Source organism: Burkholderia sp. MSMB1078WGS (assembly GCF_001528895.1).
Taxonomy (GTDB): Bacteria; Pseudomonadota; Gammaproteobacteria; order Burkholderiales; family Burkholderiaceae; genus Burkholderia.
This window is the reverse complement of the sequence record NZ_LPDI01000024.1, coordinates 118,707-141,078: the sequence shown is the minus strand read 5'-3', so window position 1 is coordinate 141,078 and position 22,372 is coordinate 118,707. Positions and strand designations below refer to the sequence as shown.

23 protein-coding genes and 1 riboswitch are annotated in these 22,372 nt (G+C 68.4%); of the genes, 18 read left to right on the top strand and 5 right to left on the bottom strand.

The genetic code is table 11. The features are described 5' to 3' along the window. The first annotated feature begins 2 nt into the window (after positions 1-2). A complete protein-coding gene (locus WT24_RS04480) occupies positions 3-1,469 on the top strand; it encodes a glutamate synthase subunit beta (RefSeq protein ID WP_034209758.1) in 1,467 nt (488 codons plus the stop codon). A gap of 60 nt (positions 1,470-1,529) precedes the next feature. Here WT24_RS04480 and WT24_RS04475 read toward each other — a convergent pair whose 3' ends face one another. Further along, positions 1,530-1,928 (bottom strand): hypothetical protein, encoded by a 399-nt coding sequence (locus tag WT24_RS04475; RefSeq protein ID WP_060031508.1) that lies wholly within the window; start codon positions 1,926-1,928, stop codon positions 1,530-1,532. 370 nt (positions 1,929-2,298) lie between these two features. On the opposite strand from WT24_RS04475, the gene WT24_RS04470 reads away from it, so the two are divergent. After that, a complete protein-coding gene (locus tag WT24_RS04470; protein WP_059499751.1) occupies positions 2,299-3,789 on the top strand; it encodes a sodium:alanine symporter family protein in 1,491 nt (496 codons plus the stop codon). Then, entirely contained in the window at positions 3,786-4,352 is a 567-nt protein-coding gene (gene thpR, locus WT24_RS04465; RefSeq protein ID WP_060031505.1) for an RNA 2',3'-cyclic phosphodiesterase, read from the top strand. Before WT24_RS04470 ends, thpR begins: the two co-directional genes overlap by 4 nt. Positions 4,353-4,460: 108 nt before the next feature. On the opposite strand, the gene WT24_RS04460 is transcribed toward thpR, so the two are convergent. The 4 genes from WT24_RS04460 to WT24_RS04445 form a co-directional block, all read right to left on the bottom strand. After that, positions 4,461-5,834, bottom strand: coding sequence for a D-amino acid dehydrogenase (locus tag WT24_RS04460; protein WP_060031503.1), 1,374 nt, complete (start codon positions 5,832-5,834; stop codon positions 4,461-4,463). A 25-nt stretch (positions 5,835-5,859) separates the two neighbouring features. Continuing rightward, positions 5,860-7,122, bottom strand: a complete 1,263-nt coding sequence (locus tag WT24_RS04455; protein WP_059499748.1) for an MFS transporter — start codon at positions 7,120-7,122, stop codon at positions 5,860-5,862. 215 nt (positions 7,123-7,337) lie between these two features. After that, positions 7,338-8,114, bottom strand: coding sequence for an SDR family oxidoreductase (locus WT24_RS04450; RefSeq protein WP_060031500.1), 777 nt, complete (start codon positions 8,112-8,114; stop codon positions 7,338-7,340). Beyond that, the gene (locus tag WT24_RS04445) at positions 8,111-9,880 is read right to left on the bottom strand and encodes an ABC transporter ATP-binding protein/permease (protein WP_060031497.1); all 1,770 of its coding nucleotides are present in this window, start codon (positions 9,878-9,880) and stop codon (positions 8,111-8,113) included. Before WT24_RS04445 ends, WT24_RS04450 begins: the two co-directional genes overlap by 4 nt. A 270-nt stretch (positions 9,881-10,150) precedes the next feature. Beyond that, positions 10,151-10,274, top strand: a riboswitch (TPP riboswitch). Between the two features lie 225 nt (positions 10,275-10,499). On the opposite strand from WT24_RS04445, the gene WT24_RS04440 reads away from it, so the two are divergent. The 15 genes from WT24_RS04440 to hisG all read left to right on the top strand — a co-directional run bounded on the left by WT24_RS04440 (position 10,500) and on the right by hisG (position 22,356). Beyond that, entirely contained in the window at positions 10,500-11,636 is a 1,137-nt protein-coding gene (locus WT24_RS04440; protein ID WP_060031549.1) for an FAD-dependent oxidoreductase, read from the top strand. Positions 11,637-11,668: 32 nt separating this feature from the next. Continuing rightward, positions 11,669-11,866, top strand: coding sequence for a sulfur carrier protein ThiS (gene thiS / locus WT24_RS04435; RefSeq protein ID WP_006488534.1), 198 nt, complete (start codon positions 11,669-11,671; stop codon positions 11,864-11,866). 37 nt (positions 11,867-11,903) lie between these two features. After that, on the top strand, positions 11,904-12,719 hold the full coding sequence (locus WT24_RS04430) for a thiazole synthase (RefSeq protein WP_060031494.1): 816 nt from the start codon (positions 11,904-11,906) through the stop codon (positions 12,717-12,719). Beyond that, positions 12,716-13,840, top strand: a complete 1,125-nt coding sequence (gene thiE, locus WT24_RS32125; protein ID WP_082742093.1) for a thiamine phosphate synthase — start codon at positions 12,716-12,718, stop codon at positions 13,838-13,840. Before WT24_RS04430 ends, thiE begins: the two co-directional genes overlap by 4 nt. Positions 13,841-13,924: 84 nt before the next feature. After that, positions 13,925-14,746, top strand: coding sequence for an ABC transporter ATP-binding protein (locus tag WT24_RS04420; protein WP_006477138.1), 822 nt, complete (start codon positions 13,925-13,927; stop codon positions 14,744-14,746). Continuing rightward, a complete protein-coding gene (gene mlaE / locus WT24_RS04415; protein WP_034209767.1) occupies positions 14,743-15,510 on the top strand; it encodes a lipid asymmetry maintenance ABC transporter permease subunit MlaE in 768 nt (255 codons plus the stop codon). The genes WT24_RS04420 and mlaE overlap by 4 nt, the downstream gene beginning before the upstream one ends. Positions 15,511-15,534: 24 nt before the next feature. Continuing rightward, the gene (gene mlaD, locus WT24_RS04410; RefSeq protein WP_060031491.1) at positions 15,535-16,104 is read left to right on the top strand and encodes an outer membrane lipid asymmetry maintenance protein MlaD; all 570 of its coding nucleotides are present in this window, start codon (positions 15,535-15,537) and stop codon (positions 16,102-16,104) included. Positions 16,105-16,134: 30 nt separating this feature from the next. Then, the gene (locus WT24_RS04405) at positions 16,135-17,097 is read left to right on the top strand and encodes a VacJ family lipoprotein (protein ID WP_059499743.1); all 963 of its coding nucleotides are present in this window, start codon (positions 16,135-16,137) and stop codon (positions 17,095-17,097) included. Positions 17,098-17,208: 111 nt separating this feature from the next. Next, a complete protein-coding gene (locus WT24_RS04400) occupies positions 17,209-17,838 on the top strand; it encodes a phospholipid-binding protein MlaC (RefSeq protein ID WP_027783346.1) in 630 nt (209 codons plus the stop codon). Then, positions 17,835-18,110: a lipid asymmetry maintenance protein MlaB gene (locus WT24_RS04395; RefSeq protein WP_060031488.1), complete on the top strand. Its 276-nt coding sequence runs from the start codon at positions 17,835-17,837 to the stop codon at positions 18,108-18,110. The genes WT24_RS04400 and WT24_RS04395 overlap by 4 nt, the downstream gene beginning before the upstream one ends. A 192-nt stretch (positions 18,111-18,302) precedes the next feature. Next, positions 18,303-19,229 (top strand): ABC transporter ATP-binding protein, encoded by a 927-nt coding sequence (locus WT24_RS04390; RefSeq protein ID WP_034209771.1) that lies wholly within the window; start codon positions 18,303-18,305, stop codon positions 19,227-19,229. Continuing rightward, the gene (locus tag WT24_RS04385; RefSeq protein WP_230624984.1) at positions 19,226-20,047 is read left to right on the top strand and encodes an ABC transporter permease; all 822 of its coding nucleotides are present in this window, start codon (positions 19,226-19,228) and stop codon (positions 20,045-20,047) included. Before WT24_RS04390 ends, WT24_RS04385 begins: the two co-directional genes overlap by 4 nt. A 55-nt stretch (positions 20,048-20,102) precedes the next feature. Further along, on the top strand, positions 20,103-20,342 hold the full coding sequence (locus WT24_RS04380; RefSeq protein WP_006477131.1) for a BolA family protein: 240 nt from the start codon (positions 20,103-20,105) through the stop codon (positions 20,340-20,342). A gap of 14 nt (positions 20,343-20,356) precedes the next feature. After that, complete coding sequence (murA, locus tag WT24_RS04375) at positions 20,357-21,706, top strand: UDP-N-acetylglucosamine 1-carboxyvinyltransferase (RefSeq protein ID WP_059499741.1); 1,350 nt, start codon at positions 20,357-20,359, stop codon at positions 21,704-21,706. Then, the gene (gene hisG, locus WT24_RS04370; RefSeq protein WP_059499740.1) at positions 21,703-22,356 is read left to right on the top strand and encodes an ATP phosphoribosyltransferase; all 654 of its coding nucleotides are present in this window, start codon (positions 21,703-21,705) and stop codon (positions 22,354-22,356) included. Before murA ends, hisG begins: the two co-directional genes overlap by 4 nt. The last annotated feature ends 16 nt before the right edge of the window (positions 22,357-22,372 follow it).

Here is a 22,372-nt window from a genome sequence, read left to right as displayed (position 1 = left end):
TTATGGGCAAGGCAACCGGTTTTCTGGAGTTCGAACGCCGCCACGAGGCGTACGAAGCACCGCTCACGCGCGTGAAGCACTACAAGGAATTCGTCGCGGCGCTGACCGACGCGGACGCGAAGATCCAGGGCGCGCGCTGCATGGATTGCGGCATCCCGTTCTGCAACAACGGCTGCCCGGTCAACAACATCATTCCCGACTTCAACGATCTCGTTTACCGCCAGGACTGGCAGCAGGCGATCGAAGTCCTGCATTCGACCAACAACTTCCCCGAGTTCACGGGCCGCATCTGCCCGGCGCCGTGCGAGGCGGCCTGCACGCTCGGGATCAACGACGACCCGGTCGGCATCAAGTCGATCGAGCACGCGATCATCGACAAGGCCTGGGCGGAAGGCTGGGTGAAGCCGCTGCCGGCCGAGCACAAGACCGGCAAGAAGGTCGCGATCGTCGGTTCGGGCCCCGCGGGCCTCGCCGCCGCGCAGCAGCTCGCGCGGGCCGGCCACGACGTGACGGTGTTCGAGAAGAACGACCGCATCGGCGGCCTGCTGCGTTACGGGATCCCTGATTTCAAGCTCGAGAAGTGGCTGATCGACCGGCGCATGCGCCAGATGGAAGCGGAAGGCGTGACGTTCCGCACGAGCGTGTTCATCGGCAAGGATCCGCTGCCCGAGTCGATCGGCAGCCTCGCGAAGGAAACCATTTCGCCGGACACGCTGAAGGAAGAATTCGATGCAGTCGTGATCGCCGGCGGTTCGGAAACGCCGCGCGACCTGCCGGTGCCGGGCCGCGAGCTCGCGGGCGTTCATTTCGCGATGGACTTCCTGCCGCAGCAGAACCGCGTGAACGCCGGCGACAAGCTGGTCGACCAACTGCTCGCGAAGGGCAAGCACGTGATCGTGATCGGCGGCGGCGATACGGGTTCGGACTGCGTCGGCACGTCGAACCGTCACGGCGCGAAGCAGGTCACGCAGTTCGAACTGCTGCCGCAGCCGCCGGAAGAGGAGAACAAGCCGCTCGTGTGGCCGTACTGGCCGATCAAGCTGCGCACGTCGTCGTCGCACGAGGAAGGCTGCGAGCGCGACTGGGCGGTCGCGACGAAGCGTCTCGAAGGCAAGAACGGCAAGGTCGAGAAGCTGATCGCGGTGCGCGTCGAGTGGAAGGACGGCAAGATGCAGGAAGTGCCGGGTTCCGAGTTCGAAATGAAGGCCGATCTCGTGCTGCTGGCGATGGGCTTCACGCAGCCGGCCGCGCCGGTGCTCGACGCATTCGGCGTCGCGAAGGATGCGCGCGGCAACGCGCGTGCGGCGACCGAAGGCGATCGTTCGTACTACACGTCGGTCGACAAGGTGTTCGCGGCAGGCGACATGCGGCGCGGCCAGTCGCTCGTGGTGTGGGCGATCCGCGAGGGCCGCCAGTGCGCGCGCTCGGTCGATGCGTACCTGATGGGGCATTCGGAACTGCCGCGCTGAGCTGAATCGCGCAAGCGGGTTTCGACGAAAGCCGGGCGTCCGAGAGGGTGCCCGGTTTTTTTATTTCCGAAGCGGTGGACGATCGTGGGCTTGTCCGGTCGGGGCGCCCAGCGGATCGACGGTTCGTCCGTAGCTTGCAAGCTGCTCGTTGCAGTCGATCATCGCGGTGTATCGGATTTCGTCGACGCGCAGCGGCAATTCCCACACACCCAGCTTCCACGCGTGATACTGCGGCGCGCCGTCGAACCGGAGGCTGTCCGGCCGTATTCCATGCTCCTTGAGGAGGCGGATCTCGACCGTTTTTCGTAGCGTATCGACAGCCATGTCGGGGCAACTGCCCTCGGTCCGCTCATATCGGGAAGTCGCGACGACGAAAAATAGGAGCGCGTAGATGCAGATCGTTACGGTCACCACCCGGAGAACCAGCCGGAACCATCCGCGTACGATTCTGGAAATCATGGCGCTCTCAATGCGGGATGAACAACGGGAGGGGTAACCCCGGCAGCAGAATGCCCGGCGCCGGCGGAGGCCTGCCAGCGCACCTGTCCCAAATCGCGTGTCGGCCCCGCGTGCCCGCAAGACATTGCGACGTCCGGATTTTCATGTCAGGCGCACGCGCCAGCCAACAGCCTGGACCGGAAGGGTCATCGCCTCGCTACCGCCGCATTTTCACGAAGCGTCGTCTAACCTGACGACATCCGGCCTTGATTTTTCATCATCTCAATTTCTTTCGTTTTGTAATAATCCTTGAAAACTGTCATATCATGTCGCCCCTCGGGCCGCGTTCGCGGTCGTCGCACATGACTGACGCTATTTACAAGGACTCTGGATGGAAGCATTCGTGCAAGGGCTGGTCGACGCCGTCAACGGCGTGTTGTGGAATTACGTGCTGATCGCACTGCTGCTCGGCGTGGGCATGTGGTTCACGCTGCGATTCCGGATGATCCAGCTGAAGGCGCTGTTCCTCAGCATCAAGCTGGTCGGCAGCAAGGGCGAGCCGGGCAGCATCTCGTCGTTCCAGGCGTTCGCGACCGGGCTCGCGAGCCGCGTCGGCACCGGCAACATCGCCGGCGTCGCGGTCGCGCTGACGGTCGGCGGGCCGGGCGCGATCTTCTGGATGTGGATGACGGCGCTCGTCGGGATGTCGTCCGCGTTCGTCGAGGCCACGCTCGCGCAGATCTTCAAGGTGTCGCACGCGGACGGCAGCTATCGCGGCGGCCCCGCGTACTACATCCAGACGGGCCTGCGCTCGCGCGGCTTCGGCGTGCTGTTCTCGCTGTCGCTGATCCTCGCGTTCGGCTTCGTGTTCAACGCGGTGCAGGCCAATGCGATCGCCGACGCGTTCGACACGTCGTTCGGCTGGAGCCGCGCGAGCGTCGGTCTCGGGCTCGTGCTGCTGACCGCGCCGATCATCTTCGGCGGCATCCGCCGGATCGCGGCGGTCGCGCAGGTGATCGTGCCCGTGATGGCGATCGGTTATCTCGCGCTCGCGGTCTATGCGGTCGCGACGCACATCGCGCTGGTGCCGGGCGTGATCGCGCTGATCGTGAAAAGCGCGTTCGGCCTCGAGCAGGCGGCGGGCGGGCTGACGGGCTATGCCGTCAGCCAGGCGGTCGCGATGGGCGTGAAGCGCGGGCTGTTCTCGAACGAGGCCGGCATGGGCAGCGCGCCGAATGCGGCGGCGACCGCCAGCACGCGCCATCCGGTGGTGCAGGGGTTGATCCAGATGCTCGGCGTGTTCGTCGACACGATCGTGATCTGCAGTGCGACGGCCTTCGTGATCCTGCTGTCGGGCCAGTACGAGCTCGGTACCGGCATGGAAGGCGCGGCGCTCACGCAGCGCTCGATCGCGAGCCACGTCGGCGACTGGGGGGGCATCTACATGGCGTTCGCGATCTTCTTCTTCGCGTATTCGTCGGTGATCGGCAACTACGCGTATGCGGAAGGCAACGTCGAATTCATCACGAAGCGGCGCGGCGTGCTGCCGCTGTTCCGCGTCGCGGTGCTCGGCATGGTGATGTTCGGCAGCGTCGGGCAACTGCCGCTCGTGTGGGCGATGGCCGATACGAGCATGGGGCTGATGGCGATCATCAACCTGATCGCGATCCTCGCGCTCGGCAAGTACGCGCACGCCGCGTGGGCCGACTATCGCCGCCAGCGCGCGGCGGGTGTTACCGATCCGGTGTTCACGCGCAACACGATCCCCGAACTCGCGCGCGTGCTGCCGGGCGATGTGTGGGGCGAACACGGTCCGCTGCCGCAGCGTCCGGCGTCGGCCGATGCATCGAACGCGCCGCGGGCGGCCGTGAGCGAGTCATGAATGGAGACCGGCTCCGTGCGTTCGTCGCGCTGATGCCCGATACGGCGTCGCGCGACGCGCTGCACGCGTTGCCGGTCACCCGTGGCGCGCGGCGCACGCTGCCCGCGCAACTGCACATGACGCTCGCGTTCGTCGGCGCGATCGAGCGGGAACGGTGCGACGCGCTGGCCGCGCACCTGCCCGCGCTCGCGGCCGCGCATGCGTTGCCGTCGTTGCCGGTCGAGCGGATCGCGTGGTGGCCCAGCCTGCCGCGCGCGAGGCTGATCGTTGCGGAACTTGCGGCCGACGCCGCTTGCGTCGCGCTGAATGCCGGGCTCGCGGCGCTGCTGCGCGAACTCGGGGTGCCGGCCGATCGGCGGCCGTTCCGGCCGCACGTGACGCTCGCGCGGCTGCCGCACGACGCGGTCGGCCAGCCGGCGCACGGCGGTGCGGTGGGGCGTGCCGTCACGCTGCGGTTCGACGCGCTCACGCTGTTCGAAAGCCGGTTGTCGCACGAAGGCGTGTCGCACCGGCCGATCGTGTCGGCGCCGATTGCGCGGGCGGACGACGCGGCGACGGGTTGAGCCGCCCCGGCGCGTCCGGCGAATCGTTGAGACCGGTCGCCCTCCCGATCGTTTCGGATGCAGACGTGCCGCTTTGCATCGTGCCGCGCACGTCGCCCGGCGTCCTGCCTAGCGCTCGTAGCGCGCGAGCGTCAGCCCCGACAAATCGATCTCCGGCTCCCGCCCCGTGACGAGATCCGCGAGCACCTTCCCCGATCCCATCGACATCGCCCAGCCGGTCGACCCGTGACCGACGTTCAGCCACAGTCCGTCGATGCGGCTCGCCCCCAGCAACGGCGGCCCGTCGGGCGTCATCGGGCGGCGGCCGACCCAGAAGCGGGCGGACGCGCGCTCGGCCGCGTGCGGGAACCAGTCGTCGAGCACCTTCATCAGCGTATCGAGCGCCTGCTGCCGCAGCGCCGCGTGCCGGTTGCCGAGTTCCGCGGTGCCCGCGACGCGCAGTGTCGGGCCGAAGCGCGTGATCGCCGTCTTCAGCGATTCGTCCATCAGCGCGGCGCGCGGCGCCTTTTCGTCGTCGACGACCGTGAGCGTCGCCGAGTAGCCTTTCACCGGATACAGCGGCACGTCGATGCCATGCGGCCGCAGCAGGGCGGCACTGTCGACGCCGAGCGCGACCACGATCGCGTCGGCCGCAAGCAGCCCGTCGCGCGGCAGGGTTCCGGCCGACGCGGCGCGGTCCGGCGCCGGGCGGCTGGGCTGCCCCCCGTCACGCAAGCCGGTGCCCGCGCCTTCATCGCACGGCGCGCGGCCATCCGTTCCGGCCGCGCCTACTCGCACGCCGCGCACCTTGCCGCCCGCGACGTCGAGCGCATGAATCGCGGTGCGGAATCGGAACGTCACGCCGTTCGCTTCGCACAGCGCCCTCAGTTCGCGCGTGAAGCGCGCGCAATCGCCGGCTTCGTCGTCGGGCAGGTAGATGCCGCCGACGGGCGCCTGTCGCGCCCAGCGCAAGCCGGGCTCGATCGCGGTGCAGCCGGCGGCGTCGAGTTCGCGAAACGCGATGCCGGCGTCGCGCAGCACCTTCAGCGCCGGTTGCACCATCTCGACGTCGAATGCGCCGCGCAGCAACTGCAGGTAGCCGCGGCTCGCACCATAGTCGAACGGATGACGGTCGCGAAACGCATGCAGGCACGCGCGGCTGTAATACGCGATGCGCTGCATCCGCTGCTTGTTCACGCGGAACCGCTCGAACTCGCATTCGCGTAGCCAGCGCGCGATCCAGCGCCACTGCGCGGCATCGAGCGTCGGCCGGAAGATCAGCGGCGACGCAGGCTTGAACAGGTATTTGAGGATCTTGCCGGGCATCCCCGGCGCGGCCCACGGCGTCACGTAGCCGGGCGCGATCACGCCCGCGTTGCCGAGGCTCGTCGCTTGCGCGACATCGGCCTCGCGTTCGATCACGGTGACGTCGCAGCCTGCTTCGCGCAGGTGCCAGGCAGTGGTGACGCCGATCACGCCGGCGCCGAGAACGATCACGTGCATGCGGGTTCCCGAACGGGCAAGGTGCTTATGATGCGACGGCCGGATCGTCGGCGAGCGACTTGCCGCGCGTTTCCGGCAGCACGAGCGCCGCGACGATCACGAGCAGGTAGCCGCCGCCCGCGACGAGCCCGATCGCCTTCACGAGCGACATCGACTGCGACAGCGATCCGACCAGGATCGGGAAGAACGAGCCGAGCCCGCGGCCGAGGTTGTAGCAGAAGCCCTGGCCCGAGCCGCGGATCGCGCCCGGATACAGCTCCGACAGATACGCGCCGACGCCCGCGAAGATGCCCTGCACGACGATGCCGAGCGGGAAGCCGAGCAGCAGCATCGCGGTATCGGTGATCGGCAGCATCGTGTAGGCCATGCCGAGCGAGAACGAGCCGACCGCGAACAGGATGAACGACGCGCGTCGGCCGAGCCGGTCGGACAGGATCGCGCCGACCACGTAGCCGACGAACGAGCCGACGATCAGCACGACGAGATAGCCGCTCGTGTTGAACACCGACAGGTGGCGCACGGTTTTCAGGTAGGTGGGCAGCCACGTCGTGATCGCGTAGTAGCCGCCGAGCATGCCGGTGCACAGCGCGCTGCCGAACAGCGTCGCGCGCAGGTGCGGCGGCGAGAAGATCTCGAGGAAGTGGCCCGACACGCGGCCTTCGTCGCGGGCGCGGCGCGTGGCCGTGTAGATGTCGGGATCGCTGACGTTGCGGCGGATGTACAGGATCCACAGCGCGGGCGCGAGACCGATCCAGAAGCACGCGCGCCACGCGAGCTGCTCGGGCAGCAGCGCGAAGAACGCCCAGTACAGGATCGCGGCCGCACCCCAGCCGAACGACCAGCTGCTCTGCACGGTGCCGACTGCCTTCGCGCGATGCTCGGGCGAGCGGATCGTCTCGGCCATCATGATCGTCACGACCGACCATTCGCCGCCGAAGCCGAAGCCCTGCAGCGTGCGCGTCGCAAGGAGCTGCCAGAACGAATGCGTGAAACCGGACAGGCACGTGAACAGCGCGAACGTCGCGATCGTCCACTGCAGCACGCGCACGCGGCCGAAGCGGTCTGCGAGGATGCCGGCGACCCAGCCGCCGATCGCCGACGAGATCAGCGAACTCGTCGCGATCATCCCGGCCTCGCTCTTCGTCATGCCCCAGGTGGCGATCAGCGTCGGAATGAGGAACGAATAGATCATGAAGTCGAACGCATCGACCGCATAGCCGCCGAATCCGGCGTACAGCGTTCGTCGCTCGCGCGTCGACAATTCGTTGAACCACTGGAATGCCTGCATGCCTGCCGCCCCCTCTTGTGTCGTCTCTCGTATCGCGCTGCCGTACGGCGGCTATTTTACGGGCGGGATGAAGGGCGCCAAAAAGGTGCGTGCGGGGGCAGGCGCGGCAGCGCGGCGGGTGGACGGTCGGGCCAGGAGCGACGCTCGATCGTGCGTGAGCGCCATGCGGATGCCGGCGGCGACCTGCGCGCCGGCACGGCTGGCACGCGCTCGCGTCAGAGCGTCAGGCCGCCGTCCACGTGGATGACCTGGCCGGTGATCTGCCGTGCCGCGTCCGACAGCAGGAACGCAATCAGCGCGGCGACGTCGTCGGGTTCGGCGATCCGGCCGAGCGGCGTCGCCTGTTCGGCGCGGACCCAAGCGGCCGCATTGTCCGCGCTCGGGCCGTGGTCCTTGCGCGTGAAGCCGGGCGCGACCGCATTGACGGTGATGCCGCACGCGGCGAACTCGGCTGCCGCCGAGCGCACCAGCGATTCGAGCGCGGCTTTCGCGGCGGCGGTCGCCGCGAACGGGGCGTCCGCCCGATAGCGGTGCGCGACGAACGAGCTGACCGCGACGATGCGCGGCGCCGTCGACGCTTCGAGCAGCGGCCGTGCGCGGGCCGCGAGCGCGGAGAACGCGCCGGGCATCGCGGCGAAGGCGGATGCGAGCGCGTCCGCGCAGAGGTTGGAAAAGGATTGCCGCGCGGCGAAGCCGGCGTTCGCGACGAGCTGGTCGAGCCCGCCGAAGCGGGCAGCGGTGGCGTCGACGAGCGCGGCGGCGACGCCCGCTTCGGCGAGATCGCCGGTGAGCGTCACGCATTGCGCGCCCGCTGCCGTACATCGGTCGGCGACGTCGGCGACGCGTGCGCGGGCTGCCGGGTCCGCGCCGCGCGCATGCAGCGCCAGCGCGACGCCGGGCGCCGCGAGTCGCCGCGCGAGCGCCGCGCCGATCCCCGAACCTGCGCCGGTGATCAGCGCGATCCGCGCGATGTGCGCGGCGCGTGCGTTCACGCGGCGACCTTGTCGTCGTCGTTCACGCGCTCGACGTTGATCGTGCCGCCGTGGAACGCGGCCAGCGATTCGCGGTGCGCGATGCTGACGATCGCCGCCTTCGGCAGCCGTTCGGCGAACAGGTGATAGAGGCGGGCTTCGTTGTCGGCGTCGAGCGCGCTGGTCGCTTCGTCGAGGAACAGGAAGTCGGGCTTGTGCAGCAGCACGCGGGCGCCGGCCAGGCGCTGTTGCTCGCCGGGCGACAGCACGCGGGTCCAGTGCGCGGTTTCGTCGAGGCGCTCGACGTAGTCCTCGAGGCGGCACGCGCGCAGTGCGTCGCGGCACGCTTCGTCGCTGAACGTGTCGGGCGTCGCCGGGTAGGTGAGCGCGGCCTTCAGCGTGCCGATCGGCAAATAGCTCGTCTGCGGCACGAACATCATCCGCGCGCCGACCGGCGCATCGATCGCGCCGTCGCCGAACGGCCACAGGCCCGCGAGCGCACGCATGAACGTGCTCTTGCCGGATCCCGACTTGCCGACCACGAGCCAGCGCGAGCCGGGCTCGATCGTGACGTCGCCGATGTTCGCGAGCGCGTTGCCGTTCGGCAGCGCGAGCTTGAGCGACGACGTGGACAGCTTCGCCGCGTCGATGTAGTGCAGGTTGATGCCGCCGTGCTCGGTCGCGGGCGACAGGCTTTCCTTCAGATGCGACGTGCCCATCACGCGCTTGAATTCGCGCAGACGGTTGACGGTGGCGCGCCATTCGACGAGGGTCGAGTAGCTGTTGACGAACCACGAGAACGAATCGCTGACGGTGCCGAACGCGGACGAGATCTGCATCAGCACGCCGAACGAGAACGCGCCTGCGAAGTAGCGCGGTGCGGCGACGACGAGCGGGAAGATGATCGCGATCTGCCCGTAGAAGCTCAGCACGAACGTGAGCCGCTTCGTGTACTTCATCACGCGCCACCAGTTGTCGCGGATGCGCATGAAGAGGGTCTGCGCGTTGCCGGTCTCGGTCTTTTCGCCGTCGTAGAACGCGATCTGCTCGGCGTTCTCGCGCACGCGGATCAGCCCGAAGCGGAAATCGGCCTCGACGCGCTGCTGCTGGTAGTTGATCGACACGAGCGGATGGCCGACCTTCTGGATGATCAGCGAGCCGACCACCGCGTACAGCGCGGCCGCCCACACCATGTAGCCGGGAATCGCGATCGGCGTCGCGCCGAGCGTAAACGTCAGCGCGCCGGCGAGCGACCACAGGATCGTGATGAACGACACGAGCGTGACGACCGTCGACAGCAGGTCGAGCGACAGTGCGAGCGTCGTGGTCGCGAACGACTGGAGGTCGTCGGTGATCCGCTGATCGGGGTTGTCCGCGAGGCGGTCGCGCTCGATCCGGTAGAACGCGCGATCGCCGAGCCACTGGCCGAGAAAGCGCTCGGTGAGCCACTGGCGCCAGCGGAAGCCGAGCATCTGCCGCAGGTAGCGGCCGTACACGGCGAGGATGATGAACGCGAAGGCGAGCGCGGAGAACTGCATCAGCAGATTCGGGAAGTCGTGGACGTCCTTCGACTGCAGCGCGTTGTAGAACTGCGCGTTCCACTTGTTCAGCCGGACGTTGATCCAGACCACGCAGAGGTTGATCGCGATGATCGTGACCAGCAACCCCCACGCGATTTTCCATTCGGACGATACCCAGTAGGGCTTGATGAGGCTCCATGCGGATACCGGGCGCTCGTCCTGCGGCGCGTCGGAGACGGAGCGGACGGGGTCGATCGATTGGGTCATGTGCTTCCTGATGATGAGCCGGCGCGCGGGCCGGGCGAAGCCGGGCGCGCGCCGCGATACGGCATGCCGGGGCGCGGCGCCGACTGACGGCGGGCGTCCGGATGGTCGCCCGTGCGTCTTAAACGGCACTTAAAAACCGGCGGTGACGCGGCAACCGGCCGCTCGCGCGGCCGGCCTGCGGGCATTGTGCCAGAGCGGCGCGGCGCGCCGGCGAATTTGCCGCAAGGGGGACAGTTTGCGGCGCTTTCCGCTTTTATGGTCTAATGGCCGACGACGAAACAGGGGTGCTTCGTGGCGTGGCCGGCAGATGTTCCGGGCAGCGCGGCGAGGCTGAGAAAGACCCTTCGCACCCGATCCGGGTAATACCGGCGAGGGAAGTTTCTGATCCCGCCGGGCCGCGCTGGCCGCCATCCCACATGGTCAGCGCCCGAGTCCCGCCCGGCCGGCCTTTGCTGCCGGTTTCGTCCTTTTGGGTACGCGCATTGCGCGTTACGGAAGGAATGATGACCGCACAATCCTCAGTCTTTTGCATGATTCCCGGCCCGGTGTCGCGTGCGTTCGCATGCGGCGGCGCGTGCGCGTCGACGTCCGTCGCGCGTGGCCGCGCGGAGGGTGCGCGATGAACGTCCGCGATACACGGCCCGATTTCGCGGTGCTCGGCGGCGGGCTCGTCGGCCGTCTGATCGCGTGGCGGCTCGCGGGCGACGGGCATCGCGTCGCACTCTACGAGCGCGGCGGCCCGGACGGCGAGCAGTCGGCCGCGTGGATCGCGGCCGCGATGCTCGCGCCGCTCGCGGAAGCGGTGAGCGCGGAACGGCTGATCACCGAGCTCGGCGCCGCATCGCTCGCGCGCTGGCCGCAGTGGCTCGCCGAACTGCCCGAACCCGTCTTTTTCCAGCATCGCGGCACGCTCGTCGTCTGGCATCACGCGGACCGCGCGGAGGCGCCGCTGTTCGAGCGGCGCCTGCGCGCGAACGCGCCGGCGGAGCTGTTCGACGGCGGCTTCGTGACGCTCGCCGGCGCGCAGGTCGACGCGGCCGAACCCGCGCTCGCGGGCCGCTTCGCGCGCGGGCTGATGCTGCCGCGCGAAGGGCAGCTCGACAACCGCCAGGCGCTGCGCGCGCTCGCGGCGGGCCTCGCCGAACGTGGCGTCGCGCTGCACTGGCACGCGTCGGTCGACGACGCGAACCGGCCTGCCGCGCATTTCACGATCGATTGCCGCGGGCTCGGCGCGAAATCCGCGCTGCCCGCGCTGCGCGGCATCCGCGGCGAAGTCGCGCGCGTGCATGCGCCGGGCATCGGGCTCACCCGGCCCGTGCGGTTGCTGCATCCGCGTTACCCGCTGTACATCGCGCCGAAGCAGGACGATCTCTATGTGATCGGCGCGACCGAGGTGGAGGGCGAGGACATGTCGCCCGTCAGCGTGCGCTCCGCGCTCGAACTGCTGAGCGCGGCGTTTTCCGTGCATCCGGCGTTCGGCGAGGCGCGCATTCTCGAACTCAACGCGCAGTGCCGGCCGACGCTGCCCGATCATCGCCCGGCGGTGATCTGGGACGGCGCATCGACGCTCGCCGTCAACGGCCTGTACCGGCACGGCTTCATGATCGCGCCGGAAGTCGCGCAGGCGGCCGTCGCGTTCGCGCAGGCCGCGCTCGGCGGCTCGCTCGGCGATGCCGACGCGTTCGCCGCATGGCGCGACGCCGCACGCTGGCCGACGCTGCTTCATCACCGCAACGACGCGCGCCAGCCGGCCTGACGCGCGCCGCCGACCGAATCCGACCCAGCCTCATGGATATCCAGATCAATCAACAGACCCTGACGTTGCCCGACGGCGCGACGGTGGCCGACGCGCTTGCCGCGTACGGCGCGCGTCCGCCGTACGCGGTGGCGCTGAACGGCAACTTCGTCGCGCGCACGCAGCATGCGGCGCGTGCGCTCGCGGCGGGCGACAGGCTCGACGTCGTGCACCCCGTCGCAGGCGGCTGAGCGCCGCCGTTTCGCCCCGCTCTTCCAGGAAAACGACATGAAGTCCCACACCTCCGCCGACGCGCTCACGCTATACGGCGCCACTTTCGCAAGCCGCGTGCTGCTCGGCACGTCGCGCTATCCGTCGCTGCAGTCGCTGTCCGATTCGATCGCCGCGTCGCGCCCCGGGATGGTGACGGTCGCGCTGCGCCGCCAGATGACGGGCGGCACGGCCGAAGCCGGCTTCTTCGATCTGCTCAAGCGCCACGCGGTGCCGCTGCTGCCGAACACGGCCGGCTGCCAGACCGTCGCCGAAGCCGTGACGACCGCGCACATGGCGCGCGAGGTATTCGACACCGACTGGATCAAGCTCGAACTGATCGGCGACGACTACACGCTGCAACCCGACCCGGTCGGGCTGATCGAAGCCGCCGCGCAACTGATCAAGGACGGCTTCAAGGTGCTGCCGTACTGCACCGAGGATCTCGTGATCGGCCGGCGCCTGCTCGACGTCGGCTGCGAGGCGCTGATGCCGTGGGGCGCGCCGATCGGCACCGGCAAGGGCGTCGTGAATCCGTACGGCCTGCGCGTGCTGCGCGAGCGGCTGCCGGACGTGCCGCTGATCGTCGACGCGGGGCTCGGCGTGCCGTCGCACGCGTGCCAGGTGATGGAGTGGGGCTTCGACGGCGTGCTGCTGAATACGGCCGTCTCGCAGGCCACGCACCCGGAGATCATGGCGCGCGCGTTTGCGCAGGGCGTCGAGGCCGGCCGCGCCGCGTATCTCGCCGGCCCGATGGACGCGCGCGAAACCGCGCACGCGAGCACGCCGGTCGTCGGGATGCCGTTCTGGCACCAGGACGGGGGCGGCGCATGAGCGCGCGCTTCGCCGATGCGTTCTGGCCGCCGGCCGACGAACTGGCCGAAGCGGCCGAGCGGATTCGCGCGCGGCTCGGCGACTGGCCGGACGGCGCGGCGCCGTGGCGGCTCTGCGTGGCGGCGCCCGACGTGCCGGCCGACGGCGACGTGCTGATCGTGTCGGCCGGCGATCGCGCCGCGCAGGCGCGTGCGTCGGCCGTGTCGCGGCCGGCGTCGCCGGCGGCGGTGGCGATCGAATTCGACCAGCAGGGCGCCGTGCTGCATGCGGCCGGCGTGCGCTACGCGCTCGACGCCGCGCATCCGCTCGCGGACGACTGGATCGCGGCGCTCGCTGCGTTCCTCGATTGCGGCTTCGCGCCGGTCGACGCGCTGGTGCTCGCGCTGGCGTGGCGCGACGGCGACGAGACGCGCGCCGCCGACGCGTGGCCGGTCGATGCCGCGCAATTCCCGCGCGTCGCCGGGCTGCTGCCCGCGCCGGAGCCCGCGTTCGCCCCGTGCCCCGCGCAGCTCGGCCTCTATCCGGTCGTGCCGAGCGCCGAATGGGTCGAGCGCGTGCTCGACGGCGGCGCGCGAACCGTGCAATTGCGCGTGAAAGACGCGACGCCGGACGCGCTGCGCCGCGAAATCGCGCGCGCGGTCGCGGCAGGGCGCCGTTATCCCGATGCGCGCGTGTTCATCAACGATCACTGGCGGATCGCCGTGGAAGAGGGGGCGTACGGCGTACATCTCGGCCAGGAGGACCTCGAAACGGCCGATCTGGCGACGATCGCGCGCGCGGGCCTGCGGCTCGGACTGTCGAGCCACGGCTATTACGAGATATTGCGGGCACTGCACGAGCGGCCGAGCTACCTCGCGCTCGGCCCCGTGTACGCGACCGCCACCAAGGCGGTCGCCGCGCCGCCGCAGGGCCTCGCGCGGATCGCCCGCTATGCGCGCCTGGCCGGCGCGCGGGCGCCGCTCGTCGCGATCGGCGGGGTGGGGATCGACGCGCTGCCGGCCGTGCTGGCGACGGGCGTCGGCAGCGTCGCGGTGGTCAGCGCGGTCACGGGCGCGGCCGACTATCGGACGGCGCTTATTGCACTGCAGCAGTGCTTTGCCGGACAATTTGACAATCATTGACCGCGGGGTCCGGAACGGCGTCACGACATCATTCCAATGCAGGCCCTATAATTCGGCGTTCTGCGTAAAAGGACTGTCAGCTCCGTGAGCCCCACTCCTACCGAGACCCTGCTGGAACTTCGCGACGTCGACTTCGGCTACGGCGATCGCCTCGTCCTGTCCAACCTGAACCTGCGCTTCGGGCGTGGGCAGGTCGTCGCGGTCATGGGCGGCTCGGGTTGCGGCAAGACCACCGTGCTGCGCCTGATCGGCGGCCTCGTGCGCGCGCGCCGCGGCCAGGTGCTGTTCGACGGCGCCGACGTCGGCGCGCAAACGCGCGACGGCCTGTATGCGCTGCGCCGCAAGATGGGCATGCTGTTCCAGTTCGGCGCGCTGTTCACCGACATGTCGGTGTTCGAGAACGTCGCGTTCGCGCTGCGCGAGCATACCGACCTGCCCGAAGACCTGATCCGCGATCTGGTGCTGATGAAGCTGAACGCGGTCGGGCTGCGCGGCGCGCGCGACCTGATGCCGTCCGAGGTGTCGGGCGGGATGGCGCGCCGCATCGCGCTGGCGCGCGCGATCGCGCTCGATCCGCAGCTCATCATGTACGACGAGCCGTTCGCGGGCCTGGATCCGATCTCGCTCGGCATCACCGCCAACCTGATCCGCACGCTGAACCAGGCGCTCGGCGCGACGTCGATCCTCGTCACGCACGACGTGCCGGAATCGTTCGCGATCGCCGACTACGTGTATTTTCTGGCTAACGGCGGCGTGCTCGCGCAGGGCACGCCCGACGAGCTGCGCGCGTCGACCGATCCGAGCGTGCGGCAATTCATCGACGGCGCGCCGGACGGCCCGTTCAAATTTCACTACACGAGCCCGCCGCTGGCGGCGGATTTCGGGCTCGGCGGAGGGCGCGCATGATCAGCGCGATCGGACGTTACGTCATCGGCGGCCTCGAGCGGGCGGGCTACGGCACGCGCCTGTTCGTGCGCCTCGTGCTGGAATTCTTCCCGCTGCTGCGTCGGCCGCGGCTGGTCACGAAGCAGATCCACTTCCTCGGCAACTATTCGTTCGTGATCATCGCCGTGTCGGGGCTGTTCGTCGGCTTCGTGCTCGGCCTGCAGGGGTATTACACGCTGAACCGCTATGGTTCCGAGCAGGCGCTCGGCCTGCTGGTCGCGCTGTCGCTCGTGCGCGAGCTCGGGCCCGTCGTCACCGCGCTGCTGTTCGCGGGCCGCGCGGGCACGTCGCTCACGGCCGAGATCGGTCTGATGAAGGCCGGCGAGCAGCTCACCGCGCTCGAGATGATGGCCGTCGACCCGATCAAGAACGTGATCGCGCCGCGCATGTGGGCGGGCATCATCGCGATGCCGCTGCTGGCCGCGATCTTCAACGCGGTCGGCGTGCTCGGCGGGTACTTCGTCGGCGTCGTGCTGATCGGCGTCGATCCGGGCGCGTTCTGGTCGCAGATGCAGGGCGGCGTCCAGGTCTGGGCCGACGTCGGCAACGGCGTGCTGAAGAGCATCGTGTTCGGCTTCGCCGTGACCTTCATTGCACTGTTTCAGGGGTATGAAGCGAAGCCCACACCCGAAGGCGTGTCGCGCGCGACCACCAAGACGGTCGTGTTCGCGTCGCTCGCCGTACTCGGCCTCGATTTCCTGCTGACCGCGCTGATGTTCAGCTAAGCCTCAGCCAAGCCAAATTTTGGGATGACGATGAAAAAGACTGCTCTCGACTTCTGGGTCGGCCTGTTCGTGGTGGTGGGCTTCCTTGCGGTGCTGTTCCTGGCGCTGAAGGTCGGCAACATGAGCTCGCTATCGTTTCAGCCGACCTACTCGGTGAGGATGAAATTCGACAATATCGGCGGGCTGAAGCCGCGCGCGGCCGTGAAGAGCGCCGGCGTCGTGGTCGGCCGCGTGAAGTCGATCGGCTTCGACACGAACACCTACCAGGCGCTCGTCACGATCGACATCGACGGCCAATACCCGTTCCCGAAGGATTCGTCGGCGAAGATCCTGACGTCGGGCCTGCTCGGCGAGCAATATATCGGCCTCAATCCGGGCGGCGACACCGAAATGCTGAAATCGGGCGATACGATCGCGATGACGCAGTCGGCGATCGTGCTCGAGAACCTGATCGGCCAGTTCCTGTACAGCAAGGCCGCCGATGCGGGCGGTGCGAAGCCGGCAGCCGGCGCATCGGCTGCTCCCGCCGCTCCCGCCGCTCCGGCGCCGGTGGCGATACCGGCGTCGGCGGTGTCCGGTTCGGCCGGCCAATAACCACACGAGAGAAAACAAGAGGGTAATGACATGCACACGATCCGCATCAGGCACGCCGCGCTGGCGGTAGCGGCAGTCGCCGCGTTGAGCGGCTGCGCGACCGTGCAGACGCCGACCAAGGGCGATCCGCTCGAAGGCTTCAACCGGACGATGTACAAGTTCAACGACACGGTCGATACGTACGCGCTGAAGCCGGTCGCGAAGGGCTACCAGTACGTGGTGCCGCAGCCGGTGCGCGACAGCGTGACGAACTTCTTCTCGAACATCGGCGACGTCTACATCGCGGCGAACAACATCGTGCAGCTGCGGATCGCGGACGGCGTCGGCGACATCATGCGCGTCGTGATCAACACGGTGTTCGGCGTCGGCGGCCTGTTCGACGTCGCGACGATCGCGAAGCTGCCGAAGCACACGGCCGACTTCGGGATCACGATGGGCCGCTACGGCATGCCGTCGGGTCCGTACCTCGTGCTGCCGCTGCTCGGCCCGAGCACACTGCGCGACACGGCCGGCCTGGGCGTCGACTACGTCGGCAACCCGCTCACCTACGTGAAGCCGGACGGCCTGAGCTGGGGCCTATTCGGCGTGAATCTGGTCAACACGCGTGCGAACCTGCTGGGCGCGGGCGACGTGCTCGATGCGGCGGCGCTCGACAAGTATTCGTTCGTACGCAATGCGTACCTGCAGCGTCGCCAGATGCTGATCAACAACGCGCGCGGCGAGGCCGCCACGACGTCGAGCAACGACGCGCTGCCGAAGTACGACCTGCCGGAAGACGGTGCGGCACCGGCGGCAGCCGGCGCGGCCGGTACGGCGGGCGCGGCCGCGGTGGGCGGCGCCGCGCCGGCGGGCGCATCGGGCGCGGCGGTTGCTGCGCCTGCGTCGGGCGCGGCCGAAGCGCCCAACCCGGCGAGCGAAACGAACGTGCCGGCCATGCAGGTGGCGCCGCCGTCGCCGGGCGGGTTCCGGTTCCCGAGCATCCGGCTGCACTGACGGATTTACATTCGTTACAGCCGGAAACGATTCAGTCGGTAGCGTATGCGAACTTGCGCGTAAGCTACCTGCTCCAACCTTCGCATCGACTCATTCATGCAGGCCACTATGATGAAAAAACTGTTCCTGATCCCCGTTTTCGCGGCGCTGTTCTCGTTCGGCAGCGCAGCTCACGCGCAAGTCGACCAGTCGAACCCGCAGGCGCTGATCAAGACGGCGACGCAGCAGGTGCTCGACGAAGTCAAGCAGCAGACGATCAAGCAGGGCGACACCAACCGCATCATCACGATCGTCAACAAGGACATCCTGCCGTACACCGATTTCCGCCGCACCACGCAGCTGGCCATGGGTCGCAACTGGCGCACGGCGACGGTCGAGCAGCAGCAGCAGGTTCAGGAGCAGTTCAAGCTGCTGCTGATCCGCACGTATTCGGGCGCGCTCGCCCAACTGAAGCCGGACCAGCAGATCCAGTACCCGCCGTTCCGCGCCGATCCGGCCGATACCGACGTCGTGGTCAAGACGGTCGCGATGAACAACGGCCAGCCGGTCCAGATCGACTACCGCCTGTACAAGACGGCGAACGGCTGGAAGGTGTATGACCTGAACGTGCTCGGCGCGTGGCTGATCCAGACGTACCAGCAACAGTTCAACGAGAAGATCCAGCAAAGCGGCGTGGACGGCCTGATCAAGTTCCTGTCGCAGCGCAACCAGGAACTTGCCGCGGGCAAGCAAGCGTCGTGAGCGGCTTCGCAGCCGCTTCCTCGCTGACCGTCGCGAGCGCGAAGTCCGCGCTCGCGGACGGTCTTGCGCGCATCGGCGCCGGCGCGACCGCCGTCGATTGCGCGGCGCTGACGCAGTTCGACTCGTCCGCGCTCGCCGTGCTGCTCGCATGGCAACGTGCCGCCAAAGCGCGCGGCGTGACCCTCGACATCCTCAATCTCCCTCCGAAGCTCGCCAGCCTCGCGCGCGCCTACGGCGTCGACACGCTCATCGACGGCACCGGGCGACATTGACCCTGTCCGACCGAAGCCTGCCGCGCCAGCCGGCGCGCGCACGCTTCAGGCCGCGCGCCGCCGGCGCCGGCTCCACCAGCCGGTTTGCCCTATAATCAAGCGTTTTGCGGGGCAGCCAATCGGCGTCCGGCCCCCATTTTCTTTCGCAGCAAGCACAGAATAGGCGTCGCGGCCCTTGCGTCGCGCACAGTCATGTCAGCCATAGAAATCCGTCACGTCAAGAAGCGCTACAAGTCGCTTCAGGCGCTCAAGGGCGTCAGCCTGTCGGTCGAGGAAGGCGAGTTTTTCGGCCTGCTCGGCCCCAACGGCGCAGGCAAGACCACGCTCATCAGCATCCTCGCCGGGCTCGCCCGGGCCGACGAAGGCAGTATCTCGGTGCTCGGCCACGACGTCGTCCAGGACTTCCGCAGCGCGCGCCGCGCACTCGGCGTCGTTCCGCAGGAGCTCGTTTTCGACCCGTTCTTCACCGTTCGCGAAACGCTGCGGATCCAGTCCGGCTATTTCGGGCTGCGCCGCAACGACGACTGGATCGACGAAGTGATGGCCAATCTCGATCTCACCGAGAAAGCCGACGCGAACATGCGCGCGCTGTCGGGCGGGATGAAGCGTCGCGTGCTCGTCGCGCAGGCGCTCGTGCACCGGCCGCCCGTGATCGTGCTCGACGAGCCGACCGCCGGCGTCGACGTCGAATTGCGCCAGACGCTGTGGAAATTCATCTCGCGCCTGAATCGCGAGGGTCACACGATCGTGCTGACCACCCATTACCTCGAGGAAGCCGAGTCGCTGTGCGACCGCATCGCGATGCTGCGCCGTGGCGAAGTCGTCGCGCTCGACCGCACCGACGCGCTGCTGCGCCGCTTCGCGGGCCTGCAGCTGTACCTGCGGTTCGCGACGGGCGCGCTGCCGGCCGAGCTGCGCGGGCTGGAAACCGACCCGGCCGCGCGCGCGCCGGGCGAGCACCTGCTGCGCCTCGCGAGTTACGACGAGGTCGAACGCATCCTTGCGCAATGCCGCGCGGCGGGCTGCACGTTCGACGAGATCGAGGTCCGCAAGGCCGACCTCGAGGACGTGTTCGTCCAGGTGATGAACGGGGCCGAGGTGATCGAGGGTCTGGCATGAATCAACACTCCCCACGCGAACTGCGTTCGCTGTCGTCCGAGGGGACGGCCCGGCGCGTGCCGGGAAGCGGGTTCCGCACGCTGTTCTACAAGGAACTGCTGCGTTTCTGGAAGGTGTCGTTCCAGACGGTGCTCGCGCCGATCGTCACCGCGCTGCTGTATCTGACGATCTTCGGCCATGCGCTGTCGGGCCGCGTCGAGGTCTATCCCGGTGTCGAATACGTGAGCTTTCTCGTGCCGGGCCTCGTGATGATGAGCGTGCTGCAGAACGCGTTCGCGAACAGCTCGTCGTCGCTGATCCAGTCGAAGATCACCGGCAACCTCGTGTTCATGCTGCTGCCGCCGCTGTCGTATCGCGACATCTTCGGCGCGTACGTGCTCGCGTCCGTCGTGCGCGGGCTCGCGGTCGGCGCGGGCGTGTTCGTCGTGACGATCTGGTTTATCCCGATGCACTTCGCGGCGCCGCTGTTCATCATTGCGTTCGCGCTGCTCGGCTCGGCGATCCTCGGCACGCTCGGGCTGATCGCCGGGATCTGGGCCGAGAAGTTCGACCAGCTCGCCGCGTTCCAGAACTTCCTGATCATGCCGCTGACGTTTCTGTCCGGCGTGTTCTATTCGACGCACTCGCTGCCGCCCGTGTGGCGCGAAGTGTCGCGTCTCAACCCGTTTTTCTACATGATCGACGGCTTCCGTTTCGGGTTCTTCGGCGCGTCCGACATCAACCCGTTCGCGAGCCTCGCGATCGTCACCGGTTTCTTCGTGCTGCTCGCGCTGATCGCGATGCGGCTGCTCGCGACCGGCTACAAACTGCGTCATTGATATCGACAGGCCGCGGCCGCCCCGGGGCGGCGCGCGCCGACAGGAGCCCTACACCATGTTGCCGACTCCCGAACAGGTCAAGCAATACATCGCCGGCGGTCTCGCCTGCACACATCTGGAAGTCGAAGGCGACGGCCAGCATTTCTTCGCGACGATCGTGTCGGCGGCCTTCGAAGGCAAGCGGCCGATTCAGCGGCACCAGCTCGTCTATGCGGCGCTCGGCGATCGCATGAAGCAGGAAATTCACGCGCTCAGCATGAAGACGCTGACGCCCGCCGAATGGCAGAACGCATAAACGGAAATCACTGAGTGCAAGTCACCGCCAACGAGCGCGACGCCGTCCAGAGCGTCGCCACGGCACACCCGGCCGCCAACGGGGAATCGCAGGGACAGGGGATGGACAAGCTGGTGATCGAAGGCGGTCGCCGGCTGTCCGGCGAGATCGTCGTGTCGGGCGCGAAGAACGCCGCGCTGCCGATCCTGTGCGCGGGGCTGCTCAGCGCCGAGCCGGTCGAGCTCGACAACGTGCCGAACCTGAAGGACGTGCGCACCACGCTGAAGGTGCTGAACCAGATGGGCGTGAAGAGCGAGACCGACGGCTGCCGCGTGCAGCTCGACGCGTCGCGCGTCGACAACCTCGTCGCACCGTACGAACTCGTGAAGACGATGCGCGCGTCGATCCTCGTGCTCGGGCCGCTGCTCGCGCGCTTCGGTGAGGCGAAGGTGTCGCTGCCGGGCGGCTGCGCGATCGGCGCGCGGCCGGTCGACCAGCACATCAAGGGCCTGCAGGCGATGGGCGCCGAGATCAGCATCGAGCACGGCTTCATCGAAGCGCGCGCGAAGCGCCTGAAGGGCGCGCGCATCGTGACCGACATGATCACGGTGACGGGGACCGAAAATCTGCTGATGGCCGCGACGCTCGCCGACGGCGAGACGGTGATTGAAAACGCCGCGCGCGAGCCGGAAGTGAGCGATCTCGCACACTTGCTGGTCGCGATGGGCGCGAAAATCGACGGCATCGGCACCGACCGCCTGGTGATCCAGGGCGTCGAGCGGCTGCACGGCGCGCGCCATTCGGTGATCCCCGACCGCATCGAGGCCGGCACGTTCCTGTGCGCGGTCGCGGCGGCCGGCGGCGACGTGAGGCTGACGGGCGTGCGCCCGCACATCCTCGACGCGGTGATCGACAAGCTGCGCGAAGCGGGCGTATCGATCGAGGAAGGCGACAGCTGGCTGCGCGTGAAGATGGACCGCCGCCCGTCGGCGGTGACGATCCGCACGTCGGAATACCCGGCGTTCCCGACCGACATGCAGGCGCAGTTCATGGCCCTCAATACGGTCGCGACGGGCACCGCGCAGGTCGTCGAAACCATTTTCGAGAACCGCTTCATGCATGTGCAGGAGCTGAACCGGCTCGGCGCGAACATCACGATCGACGGCAACACGGCGCTCGTGACGGGTGTCGAGAAGCTGTCGGGCGCGAACGTGATGGCGACCGACCTGCGTGCGTCGGCGAGCCTCGTGATCGCCGGGCTGCGCGCCGACGGCGAAACGCTCGTCGACCGCATCTATCATCTGGACCGCGGCTACGACCGCATGGAAACCAAACTGACCGCCGTCGGCGCGAACGTGCGCCGCCTTTCCGGGAGCCAAGCATGACCGCGCCGCTGACCCTCGCCCTGTCGAAGGGCCGGATCTTCGAGGAAACCCTGCCGCTGCTGGCGGCTGCCGGCGTGCAGGTGGCCGAGGATCCGGAAACGTCGCGCAAGCTGATCCTGCCGACGACCGATCCGAACCTGCGCGTGATCATCGTGCGCGCGAGCGACGTGCCGACCTACGTCGAATACGGCGCGGCCGATTTCGGCGTGGCCGGCAAGGACGTGCTGGTCGAGCACGGCGGCTCGGGCCTGTACCAGCCGATCGATCTGAACATTGCGCGCTGCCGGATGTCGGTGGCCGTGCCGGCCGGTTTCGACTACGCGAGCGCGGTGCGCCAGGGCGCGCGCCTGCGGGTCGCGACCAAATACGTCGAAACGGCGCGCGAACACTTTGCCGCGAAGGGCGTGCACGTCGACCTGATCAAGCTGTACGGCTCGATGGAGCTGGCGCCGCTGGTCGGGCTGGCCGACGCGATCGTCGACCTCGTCAGCTCGGGCGGCACGCTGAAGGCGAACAATCTGGTCGAGGTCGAGGAGATCATGGCGATCTCGTCGCGCCTCGTCGTGAACCAGGCCGCGCTCAAGCTGAAGCGCGCGGCGCTCAAGCCGATCCTCGACGCGTTCGAACGCGCGTCGCAGAATGGCGGTTGAGCGCATCACCGTAACG